General features: G+C 49.5%; 8 protein-coding genes. 3 read left to right on the top strand and 5 right to left on the bottom strand.

The features are described 5' to 3' along the window. Nucleotides 1-101: 101 nt before the first annotated feature. The 3 genes from cas2 to cas9 are packed head-to-tail and all read right to left on the bottom strand — an operon-like array spanning nt 102 to nt 4,626. Nucleotides 102-413 carry a CRISPR-associated endonuclease Cas2 gene (gene cas2, locus BLW59_RS02860; protein WP_081348366.1) on the bottom strand — a complete coding sequence of 104 codons (312 nt, stop codon included), beginning with the start codon at nt 411-413 and terminating at the stop codon, nt 102-104. A gap of 4 nt (nt 414-417) precedes the next feature. After that, nucleotides 418-1,308 (bottom strand): type II CRISPR-associated endonuclease Cas1, encoded by an 891-nt coding sequence (cas1, locus tag BLW59_RS02855; protein WP_074696015.1) that lies wholly within the window; start codon nt 1,306-1,308, stop codon nt 418-420. A 6-nt stretch (nt 1,309-1,314) separates the two neighbouring features. Then, a complete protein-coding gene (gene cas9, locus BLW59_RS02850; RefSeq protein WP_074696012.1) occupies nt 1,315-4,626 on the bottom strand; it encodes a type II CRISPR RNA-guided endonuclease Cas9 in 3,312 nt (1,103 codons plus the stop codon). Nucleotides 4,627-4,995: 369 nt separating this feature from the next. Here cas9 and BLW59_RS02845 point away from each other — a divergent pair, with 369 nt between their 5' ends. Further along, nucleotides 4,996-7,377 (top strand): homocysteine S-methyltransferase family protein, encoded by a 2,382-nt coding sequence (locus tag BLW59_RS02845; RefSeq protein WP_074696010.1) that lies wholly within the window; start codon nt 4,996-4,998, stop codon nt 7,375-7,377. Between the two features lie 98 nt (nt 7,378-7,475). Here the strand turns inward: BLW59_RS02845 and BLW59_RS02840 are convergent, their stop codons facing one another. Next, the gene (locus tag BLW59_RS02840; RefSeq protein ID WP_029542406.1) at nt 7,476-7,880 is read right to left on the bottom strand and encodes a type II toxin-antitoxin system MqsA family antitoxin; all 405 of its coding nucleotides are present in this window, start codon (nt 7,878-7,880) and stop codon (nt 7,476-7,478) included. Between the two features lie 9 nt (nt 7,881-7,889). Further along, nucleotides 7,890-8,192, bottom strand: coding sequence for a type II toxin-antitoxin system MqsR family toxin (locus tag BLW59_RS02835; RefSeq protein ID WP_217634597.1), 303 nt, complete (start codon nt 8,190-8,192; stop codon nt 7,890-7,892). Nucleotides 8,193-8,382: 190 nt separating this feature from the next. On the opposite strand from BLW59_RS02835, the gene BLW59_RS02830 reads away from it, so the two are divergent. Next, entirely contained in the window at nt 8,383-8,745 is a 363-nt protein-coding gene (locus tag BLW59_RS02830; protein ID WP_074696007.1) for a hypothetical protein, read from the top strand. A 214-nt stretch (nt 8,746-8,959) separates the two neighbouring features. Beyond that, entirely contained in the window at nt 8,960-11,989 is a 3,030-nt protein-coding gene (locus BLW59_RS02825) for an amino acid adenylation domain-containing protein (protein ID WP_139283511.1), read from the top strand. Nucleotides 11,990-12,068: the final 79 nt, after the last annotated feature.

The following is a 12,068-nucleotide window of genomic DNA, read 5'->3' as shown; positions in this document are numbered from 1 at the left end:
GTTGTAGTTCCCTAATATTCCTCGCTATGGTACAATCTCAATACAAAATCCCCCTTGATAGCGTTAGCTTTATCAAGGGGGATTTTGCTGTAAAATATTCTTCACAAGTCTAAAACCATCTGCTCCTGATGATTTTTATCAAAATCTTGGTGCCGTTGTCCACATAATATCTGCATAGACATAAACTGCTTCTCTGTCACCGTCAATGCACGCACAGAACCATGCTCCGGCAATTTCTGCTTGAGCCTACCGATATGTTTCTGCGCCGCTTCATAGCCGTTGCAAATTCTTACATAGACCGAATACTGCATCATGTAATACCCATCATTGAGCAGGAACCTTCGGAATTCAGCTGCCGCCTTACGATCTTCACTGCTCACTACAGGCAAATCAAACATAACCAACAACCGCATAAACCTACTCATACTTGTGCATTTGCAGAGGTAGCAGCTGCGGCAGCTGAAGCTGCTCCTCCGGCTCCAAATAGCACCTTCGCAAATTTTGCACTACCTGCTCTGCTGCATAGTCCACGCTCACCCTCTCCTTTCCATACAGAACATCAGCTGATAGCAAACCAACCAAATCCTTTTTTATGGTGGGAGTCAATTCTTCCATAGCTGGAATTTCACAGGTGCTCGCATACAAATCCACTACCGGACGAAATGGCTCCAAAAGGTCATCTGCAAGATTGAAGGCATTTGTCTCACTGCGGTGAAAAATACCCAAGCTTGGCTCAAAGCCGTATGCCGCCAAAAACCTGGCCAGGGAGCTGCGCATGATAGCATAGCCAAAATTCAGCACGCCATTCAGGAAATCTTCCTCGTGACGTTCAAATCCATCGCCAAACAGGGCAGGAAAATATCTAGCCGCAGCCCAACCTTCCACATTCCCCTTATCCCCGGAGCGCACCTTTTCAGCCAATGCACTTACTACATCTTTTGCTCCCGCCAACTGTAAGCATTTCCCTTGATTCAATATCTTCTGCTGTACTATCGTACGCCAAAGTTGCTTCAATCGTGGCTTGGGCTGATCAATCTGGACACGAATCATCTTCAGTCTACGGGAATATCCAGCAAAAGGCAGGACTATGCCCGCAGGATGATAATTCTTTCCGCAAATTACCACCGAACTGCCATTTGCCACCAAACTATCCAGACAATAGGCAGAGATATTGACCCTGCGATTGGCAATGACCAGAGTGTCTATATCCTCTATAGGTATTTTGTAAGCTGTTTCATTTTCTATGATTAACTGGTTTTCCTTTTGATATATCCTTGCCTCCCTTTGTACTATCACTTGTCGATACATATTCAATCACACTTTCTTGTATCTGTCCTTTTTCATCTGCCTAAAATCCTGACGTTCTTCTTTCTCTAAAAGCCTGGTATTTCCCAGAGTATCAATTTCTCCTTTACGCAAACAAATCAATGTCTTTGCACCTAAACTTTCCACTTGATAAGTTCCATCAAAATTTTCAAGGTTTAAAACCCCTGTTGATATATTCATCGAACAATAATAAAAATATCCATCCTTTCTATACATTTCATTCTGTAAGGTGCTTTTCTTGTTAATTAACTTCAACTTGAATCCACTTTTATGTTCAATATAGACTAAATCATTAGGATACAGAGAAAAAACAAAATCCTCAGCTTTCATTTCATCCCACTCTTCATAAGATTTATGTGCTTTTACTGCCTTTTTAGGTAAAACAGATTTCAGAGTATCCGCCACATATATAGGCACCAAATAATACCCCTTTTTCTTTCCTTCTGAGATATAAAATACATCTACTCTTAGCATACGGTCACTATCCGCCATCCCCTTACCATTATTCACAGGAACACTCAAGGTAGATACTTCTGATATCTTCACCTTTTTTACCAATGGTCCTTGTCCTCCATCGGCTTTTGGCTTATAAAATGGTTCTGAGAACGCCTCTTTAGCATTACCATCAAACATACAAAGTCGTTCATAAAGAGCCTCATATAGCAGCCTGTCACTCTCAGGATTGACATACCCCTCTATCTTTCTTTTGTCTTTCGTGAGCTTCAATTCCGTAAGTAATTTCTTCGTCACAGACCTCCCTTCCTCACGCAAGCGGGGACTACGGATAGTTTCCTTGTGTCCTGCCCCGCGCACTTTGTGGCATGGCATCCTTGATACAAATGGTTCATGCAGTTTTTCCAATTCCGCTTCTGTATATGTCGGCAATTTCATTTCCCGTATGAAAAAGGCAGGATTCTTGCTGGTTCTGGCTTCAAGTTCCTTGCGGAACCAGGGCCAAGGTTCAGGAAAGACTTCCCTTTCCTTGATAATTTCTCCTGTTTCTTCATCCACCAGCTTATTGTTATAGAGGATTTCCCTGCGCTTACTATATCTGCTGATACGGTTTATCATCCCGTCCGTGACACAGGCAATCACCGCAGCATCAACGGCGTGATGCAAATCGCCATCCTCACGGATTTTTGCAATGCCCAACCTTTTCCGCACATAGGACGTGACTGCACCATTGACTGCTACCACATTCTTCTTACGATTGGTCTTAAAGGGAGCCATCAGTAGATAGTTCTCTATAATATTCTTGACCAGTTTGGTTATGTATCTGGTATCATTCAAATGCCTGTCCTTCCAGCCCACATCTTCACGGTCATAGTTTTCCTTTAATAAGTGCTCACGCTTCTTGAAATCACGGATATTCACCTTGCACCATGTCACAAATGCATGCTTCCGCTCTGGCATATCGGCAAAATATTCCATAGGCGTCCGATTGCCCTTCTTGCGATTTTCTCCTGTCAGCACCAGCACCTTATTGCGGAAGCTATCATCAAAGGACCGACTGTAAGGCAGGATGTGGTCAACCTCTGCATATCCCTCCTCATGAAGAAGCCTCTCCACCTTAATGGTTTTCTGACTATAGGCACATTCTCCCTTCTGCTCTTTATAAAGCTTCCACTTTATAATGTCCAACCCTTTTGGGGAAAGCAAGCCTTTTTCCATCAGATCCTTTTTTATCTTCTCATTCTCGGCTTTATTTTTTTCCATACTGGAAGTCATCGCATCCCGGTCTTTTTTACTTCGTGCCATTTCACGCGCTAACTCGATATGAATTTCCACCGGGCTGCCATACTCACCCACTATGGCGTTTATAACCTTAATAGTCTGGCTGACCGCTCTCTTTACAACCGGATTTGTTATATTTTTTACTTCCTTGATATTGCCTGGCAAAGTTTCTCCTTTTTGAACTGACTCGTCTTTATAACCTGCAGCTTCACAGGCTTTTGTATATGCCATGCCCTTCTCCAAATAAGGAATAAGTTTCCTGCAAGCCTTGATGGAAATATGACCAAACTTGCTAAAACCAGACAGGTTTGTCAACAAAAGTTCAACATCTTCTGACAATATCCCCTTTGCCTGCATATAATCCCTTATTTTGCTGTCACTCTTATAGGCAGAAAATGCGTATGCTATCGCATCAAGTTGATCTATTGATAATGTGGCTGTATATTCCTTGCCTTTATCCTTCAAAGCTTTGACTATTTCATGGTAAGCTGCTGTGATTTTGATTTTGTTCTTCTTTTCCTCCTGCACAAAATCTTCCGTATGGTAGTACACATCTGCAAACCTGTCCGTATCAGCCAGTCCCAGTTCTTTTCTGAAATGTCCGTAGTTCAGGCTGGCATTTGACCAGGCCAGGGCCTCCAGCCTTTTTATTTCTTCTTCCGTCAGTGCTCTCTCCCCCGCCTTGCCACGGATGCGGATATGGCTCAGTTTCTGCAGGAGATTGAACCGCATGAAGGAATAGCTGGCCTTAGGAGCCCGAAGTTCATCTTTCCCTTCCAGAGTACACGTCCCTATCATCTTCTCTATCTGATTGCCCGCATAGGGACTCCCTTCGCCGGGGCCTTCGTCAAAGTTGCGCTGAGACAGGAAGATGCTCGTATAAGCCTCCTCCAATTCATCACCTGCATAGGGATTGCCATGATTTCTCTGGCTTGCAAATAGAGTTTTGATTTCCATCAGCAGCATATCACGGCTGATGGTCATTTTATAGTCATCAGAAGCATTGCGCTTCCTAATCTTGAATCTTTCATCCAAGTAGAGCATTTCACCTGCGCTGCGATACTTTGACAGCAGTTCCATATTGGCGGCAATGGACTGAAGAACACGCCCTTCTTCCTTATCAGCAGGCTCATTCTTTCTATTGGATTTGAAGCCACGATGCTTGGCAAAGTATAGCAACACCCTGCTCCACTCCACAGGTGAAAGTTTCCTGTCCAGCCCTTCATAGCGCAAGGCGTGCAACCCCTTGCCACGCACAAAATTTTTCGGAATAGCTGAGGAACACAAGGACTTTGCTTCCTCCACAGACAAAACGCCTTCTCTTACCAACAGATGGCGTACACGCTCACTCCTATGCCGACGGCGACGGAGCCTGCGCCTCATGCTTCTGGCTTCGCGCCGTGGCGCAGCCAATGAAGAACCATCTTTAGGATTCTCTGCCTTTTCAAAGATCCTGGAATTAAGCGCCACTATTTTGTACGGCTCATCATTATCGTCAAGAGCCAGTACCGCCCAGCCCACGGAAGCTATCCCTATGTCCAGACCTAACACATAGCGCAAATCCATACTCCCACTCCTTTGCCATGTCATTTCAGAAATTCTATCCTACTGTATCATCCAAGCAAATTTGCCATTACTAATATATGCCATTATAAAGATGACGGCCCGCCAAAAGGCGAGCCGTCAGAGCTTTGCGGTACTAGCCATAGGCTAGACCTTATTGTAGTAACCTAATGTTCCTCGCTATGGTGCAATAAGTTCCTACAGCTTCATTATAGCACCGATGTCATATATGTCAAGTTTTTCTGATTTTTCTAATCCATATTCAAAAGCCTAATGAATATTTTATAGGAAGATAAATTTATGTACTTTTCCCCGTTATTGAAGTACAATAGTTACATCTTTACAATTTATTGATACAGGAAGTGATTATTTATGATACATATTTTTGACGGGGCCATGGGCACCATGCTGCAGGCAGGGGGACTGAAGCCGGGAGCAGCACCGGAGCTGATGAACGTAGAGGCCCCCGATGTTGTGAAAAGCGTGCATCTGGCCTATCTCAAGGCCGGGGCTGACCATATCGAGACAAATACCTTCGGAGCCAGCCCTTTGAAGCTGGCCCACTATGGGCTCACGGACCGCATGGCTGAGCTGAACAAGGCTGCCGTGGCGGTGGCCAAAGAGGCCATTGCAGAAGCTGGCGTGCAGGCTAAAGTAGTTGGCTCCATGGGCCCCATTGGCCGCTTTATCGCCCCTCTGGGAGATTTGGACTTCGAGGAAGCCTATCAGAACTATCTTGCTCAGGCCAAAGCTCTGGCCGAGGGTGGTGCAGATGCCCTGATTATCGAGACCTGCATCGACTTGCAGGAAATGAGGGCAGCTCTTTTGGCTGCCCATGAAGCGGCCCCTGCCCTGACGAAAATCTGCCAGTTCTCCTACAGCGAGGACGGGCGCACCGTGACAGGCACCGACCCTCAGAGCGCTGCCATCCTGCTGGAAGCGCTGGGAGCAGATGTCATCGGTGTCAACTGCTCCCTGGGACCGGAGCAGCTCCTGCCTGTGGTTAAAACTCTGGCAGCCAACTGCCGGGTGCCCATCAGCGTCCAGCCCAACGCAGGCATGCCCTACCTGGAAAACGGGGAGACCAAGTTCCCCATGGGGCCCAAGGACTTCGGCACCTGGGGACCGAAGCTCTTAGCAGCGGGCGCCACTTATCTCGGGGGCTGCTGCGGCACCACCCCGGAGCATATCAGGGCGCTGGCTGAAGCTGTGAAGGATAAGGAAGAACCTGCAAGGGACACCTCCCCCAGAAAACTCTGGCTCACCAGCCGCAGCAAGTCAGTCTGCATTGACAGCAGCCTGCCCACGGTGCTCATTGGCGAGCGCATCAACCCCACAGGCCGCAAGAAGCTGGCGGCAGAGATCAAGGAAGGCTCCTTCCTGTCCGTGAAGAAAGAAGCTCTGGGTCAGGTTAAGGCCGGGGCCCAGGTGCTGGATGTGAACATGGGGGTGGGCGGCATAGACCAGACCGCCGCCATGAAGAAAGCCGTGACGGAAATCGCCCAGCTCACCGATGCCCCCCTGGCCATCGACACCAGCGACCCGGAGGCTCTTGAGGCAGGGCTGCGCGCCTACCCGGGCAGAGCCCTCATCAACTCAGTTTCTGCGGAAAAGGAACGACTGGAAAAATTCCTGCCCCTGGCGAAGAAATACGGCGCCGCCATCCTCTGCCTGCCCCTCACCGACGGAGGCCTGCCCAAGAGTGTGGAGGAAAGGCTGGCCCACGTCCATACCATCATCACCAAGGCAAAAGAGGCTGGCCTGACGGAGGGAGACTTCCTGGTTGATGCCCTGGTCATGACTCTTTCCGCTGACGAAAAGGCCGCCCGCTCCGTCTTTGAAACCCTGCGTCAGGTGACGGCCCAGGGACTGCCCACCACCATGGGCCTTTCCAATATTTCCTTCGGCCTGCCCAACCGGCCCCTTATCAACGCCACTTTCTTCTCCATGTGCCTGGCCGCCGGCCTTACGGCCCCCATCATGAATCCCTATGACGAGAAGATGCAGGAGGCCCTCTCTGCCGCCGCAGCCCTCCTGGGCAAAGACCCCTGCGGCCTGAAGTACAGCCAGAACGAGGCAAATCTGGCCGTGCCCAAGGCGGCAGCTGCCATGAAAACCACCGACCTGCCCGTATTGGAAGCTCTGAAGCAGACGGTTATTTCCGGTGAGAAGGACGAAGTGGTGCCCCTCATCGACAAGGCACTGGCCGAAGGACATGACCCCAACACCATCACGGAAAAAGCCCTCACCGCTGCCATGACGGACATCGGCGAGGACTTCGGCGCAGGCCGCATGTTCCTGCCCCAGGTGCTGCTCTCTGCAGAGACCATGAGGGAAGCCTTCAACCATTTGCAGGAAGCCGCCCCGGAGACAGAAACTGTGAAGAAGGGCACCGTGGTGCTGGCCACCGTCAAAGGCGATGTCCACGACCTGGGCAAGAATATCGTGGGAGCACTCCTCAAGAACTCCGGCTTCGAGCTCATCGACCTGGGCCGTGATGTGGACAGTGAGGAAATCGTCAAGGCCGCCCTGGAGAAACAGGCGGATATCGTGGGGCTCTGCGCCCTCATGACTACCACCATGGTGCAGATTGACAAAGTCATCGCCGACCTCAGGGAAGCAGGTTCAAAAGCCAAAGTCATGGTAGGCGGTGCCTGCCTTACCCAGGACTACGCCGACAGTGCCGGAGCCGATGCCTACGCCAAAGATGGCGTGGCAGCGGTTAAGCTGGCAGAAAAACTCATAGAGAAATAAAAGACAGCAAAAAGTTGCCTGACGAATCGAAAACGGCGGTAAATGTTTCACGTGAAACATCTACCGCCGTTTTTATAATGCAATATATCGCAGCCACCTTACTGCGGCAATGTACCTAGCAAAGCCGGATTTACGGACAGCAACCGTAAAAGGTTTGATATCGCCCTACTGGGCAGCACATCGCCGTTCTCGTATTTCTGAAAAGCCCTCTTACCACCACCCAGGATAATTCCAGCTTGAACCTGGGTCAGTTTCAATCGCTTGCGGATAGAACGAATTTCCTCCGGCAGAAGCAAATGCTCCGCCTCAGCTTTGAGCACCTTGATTTCTTTGTCGTAGACCTTCAAATCCTCCTGCGTAAAAGTAGCCTCACACTCTTCCCCTGCAGGATACCAGCCTGGCATATTGAAAGTCCTGCTCCTCCCCTGGTAGGTTATGGTAAAGGGACGAATATCCCTCCTAAGTTCTGCTCCTGTCTCAACGTCATACATCACATCTTCCATGACAGCACCTCATTTCTCCTTAAAGGACAACAAGTCAAACTCGGTAAGTATTCCCTGAGTAAACTTTATATACACCATGTATCCTTTATATGGAACATGATAAACATCCTGCCATATCCTATGATTGTTATAGGAAGTCATCGACTTATAGAAATGCTTCGGCTGCATGGATTCTACCGCCTGCAAGATATCCCTGCGTTCAAAGCCCATAGCAGCAGCCCCAGACAAGGCCGACTGCTTTATACCGTAATCAGAATGCTTGAAAGAATTCAGATCATATGTAGGCTTGTATTTATCCAAGACATTTGGCATACTCTCCACCTCACCCCTATTATAAACCATAATGGTGTATTGTTTCAATAACAAGAATGCTGATGCCTACCTATCGGAAACATTTCAAAAAACTTTTAAGATATTCTGTAATACTTTCCCCGCCGGTGCGTATGTATAGACAGAAAACAAAAACACAAACAAAGACAACCACCGAAGGGAGTAGATGAAAATGAAGAACGCAATGATCAACAAGAAGCTGAATGATTTTGAACTGGATTTCGTAGCCGGTGGGACTCTTACAGAAGTCAATCAGCTGGCAGATGCCTTCGCCAAGAAGGGCGGCATCTTCGGAGAAGTTGTAGCCGAGATCCACAGCGCCTTGAACGACAAGAGCGGCGTGGCCGGTCCGGTCAACATTCTGCTGCGGGAAGCTGTAGGCAAGGGCCTGAGCCAGCTTGGCATCTCCCATGACCTGAGCGTAGGCGTGCTCGGCACCGGCTTCATGTCCAAGGACAACAAGTATTCTTACAATGGCAAGAGCATCTCCCATGCAGATGTCCTCAAGATGATTGAAGCTGCAAAAGTTGCTTGAGATTTTTACATATAGGATGCGTCTTTGATACATGACTGAGAAACGGCAGTAAATGTTTCACGTGAAACATTTACCGCCGTTTTTAGCATGGAAAACAGCTCAGAGGAGCTTTTGCAGGTAAAACACCTATGACAAGCGAATATAACATATTACTAACTCTCTGCCACGAGCAGGATACATAAAAGCGATACCGGAGAAAGATGGTGTGATACTCATGGACAGACCGGAAAAAAATGAAGCCAGCAGGCTTGCGCTGCTGGAGCAGGATAAATTCAATCAAACCGAAAATAACTTTCCCTTTGTCTCTGTTTCCCAGCGGATTCAGGCACAGGCACAAAAGCATCCCCATAAGACAGCTGTAATTTATGCCCCCAACCAGGAAATGACTTACAGTGAGTTAGATGCCCAGACCAACATCGTGGCCAATTTCCTGCAAAGAAAACTGGCTGCCGGGAAGGAGCAGCATGGTGGCAGCCCTTGCCGTGATATCGTCATAGGGGTGTTGCTGGAGCGTACAGTTTGGGCTTATGTTGCCGAGCAGGGCATACTGAAGGCCGGGGCAGCTTTTCTGCCCTTCGTCACTTCCTACCCTGACGAGAGGATATCTTTCTGCCTGGAAGATGCCGGGGCGCCTTTGCTCATCACCTCTGCCAGGATAAAAGCTGCCCGCACTGACCTAAAGGGGAAGTTTGAACTCCTCACCATAGAGAAAATCCTGGCCTCTGCCGATACCACGCCGCTGTCTACAGAGATTGGCCCCCATGATCTGGCTTATGTGATCTATACCTCCGGCTCCACCGGCAAGCCCAAGGGGGTTATGATTGAGCAGCACAGTTTTGCCAACTACATGGAACGGGATGAAAAATCCATAGAAATCATGCACTTCGTCCAAGAGGGACGGGTATCCCTGGCCATGGCCGCCTTTTCCTTTGACGTTTCCATTGTGGAAGAATTTGTCCCTCTCTCCAATGGCTGCACTGTATGCATAGCCACTGAAGATGAGATACACGACCCATTTCTCCTGTCAAAGCTCATACAGTCCGCAGGGGTCAATGGCATAACCTGCACCCCCACTTTCCTCCTCAGCATCCTGAACATCCCCGAATGCCGGGAGGCTCTGAAGCAGGTGACCTTTTACGATGTGGGAGCAGAGGCCTTCCCTGCCGGGCTTTTTACCAGGCTGCGGGCGCTGCGCCCTGATAGCGTCATCATGAATGTCTACGGCCCCACAGAATGTACCATGGGCTGCTCCTCTGCCCTCATGGAAGCAGAGGGAGAAATCGTCGTAGGCGGCCCCATGGTGAATACGAAGTTTTATGTGGTGGACCAGCAGGGAGACTTCCTGCCCCTGGAGGAAAAAGGCGAGCTCATTATCTGCGGGGCTTGTGTGGGCCGGGGCTATATCAATATGCCTGAACGCACCGCCAAGGCCTTTTTCACCTGCAACGGGCACAGGGCATATCACAGCGGTGATCTGGCCTCCTGGACCAGGGATGGCAAGATAAGGATCCATGGGCGCATCGACAATCAAATCAAGCTGCGCGGGTTCCGCATAGAGCTGGATGAAATAGAAAAAGTCATGGGTGAACACCCTGCCATAGACTCCTGCGCGGTAAAAGTCCTGCAGCGTGCAGGCAAATCTGATTACCTGGCAGGCTACTTCACTGCCTCTGCCGAAGGAGCTACTGTCACAGAAGAACTCCTTGCCTTCATGAAGACACGGCTGCCTGATTACATGATTCCCACCGCCATGCTGCAGCTGGAAACGATGCCCCAAACTGTAAACGGCAAGATCGACCGCAAGCAGCTGCCCCAGATTGAACCTGCCCATGGTGAGAGCAAATATGTCCCTCCCCGCAATGACACCGAGCGCTATATCTGCCACACCTTCGCAGAGGTACTGCATCTGGACCCGGAGGCCGTGAGCATCGAAGATGATTTCTTCCAGCTGGGAGGCGACTCCCTCTCCAGCATGGTGCTGGTCTCAAAGCTGATGGACAAGGGCATTTCCAGCGCTGATGTATTTTCGCTGCGCACAGTAGAACGCCTGGCAGCCCTTTTGGCAGAACGAGGTTCTGATGAATCCCTGGACGAGCGTGAGGACAAGGAGCGGAAAAAGCCCCATAGATTATCTCCCATGCAGATAGAGATGGTGGACAATCAATTTGCCAAACTCCAATCCACCATGTTCAACAATATGTCCTACTTCTTCCGCTTTTCCAGGAAAACAGACCCGGATAAATTGCAAAAAGCCGTCAATGAGGCCCTTCGCAATCACCCGGCCCTGGCCATGAAGATAAGCTTCAATGATGCAGGGGAACTGGTGCAGACTTATACCCCGGAACTTCTCCAGGAAATCAGCTATGAATATCTGAGCGACCTGGAAATCATCAGACTCTCAAAGGATCTGATACGCCCCTTCAATATCTTCAAAGACCCTCTGGTCAGAGTGAGGCTTTTCAAATCCCCCCGCTACATTTATATGTTCTTTGATGTGCATCACCTGGCCATGGATGGCTCCTCCCTGGGGCTCCTCATGTCGGACATCATCAGGGCTTATCGCGGGGAGCCCCTGCCCCGTGATTACTACTGCACTTATCTGGCCAAGGAAGAAAAGCTGCGCGCATCCCCTCAGTATGAGGAAGACAAATCATATTTCCTCTCAACCTACGGCGGCTATGACTGGTGCAGCATCCCCGAGCCAGACAAGGGCAACAAGTCGGACCTGAACCTGGAGGCAGATTCGCGGCAGATCAAGCTGCCCTTTGACGAGACTGACCTGGCCGAGGCAGAAGAGCGCCTGCACGCTTCCAGAAGCGTGATTGCCATAGCATCAGCCATTCAGGCCCTCCACGAATTTTCCGGCCAAAAGCACATCATGACCAACTGGATTTTCAACAACCGTCTGGGAGGATATGCAGCCAATTCCGTAGGCATGCTGATAAAGAATCTGCCTGTGGGGGTACACATGGAGCAGATAGACAGCATGGAAAACCTGCTGGCCGAAGTAAAGAAACAGGTAACGGAGGGAATCACACATTCCAGCTACGACTACTTCTTTGCCAATTACAAATCCTACCAGGAGGCCCCCATGGAGGTGAACTATCAGCTCAACATCAACGCTGATGAGCTTGATGAGCTGCAGCCCTTCTATCTGCCGTTGCCCAACGAATACCGTGCTCCGGGAACAACGCTGGAGCTGGAGTTCCTGGAGAACAATGACAACTCAGGCTACCTTGAATAAGAATTTGAGTGGGCAGGCAATATCTTCTCCCGGAACCGCATCGTAAAGTTCCACAATCTGTATATGGAAACTTTTGTGA

The sequence above is a fragment of the Selenomonas sp. KH1T6 genome, assembly GCF_900108415.1.
GTDB lineage: Bacteria > Bacillota > Negativicutes > Selenomonadales > Selenomonadaceae > Selenomonas_B > Selenomonas_B ruminantium_A.
The sequence above is the reverse complement of the archived record's forward strand: the minus strand, read 5'-3'. Positions and strand labels throughout refer to the sequence as shown.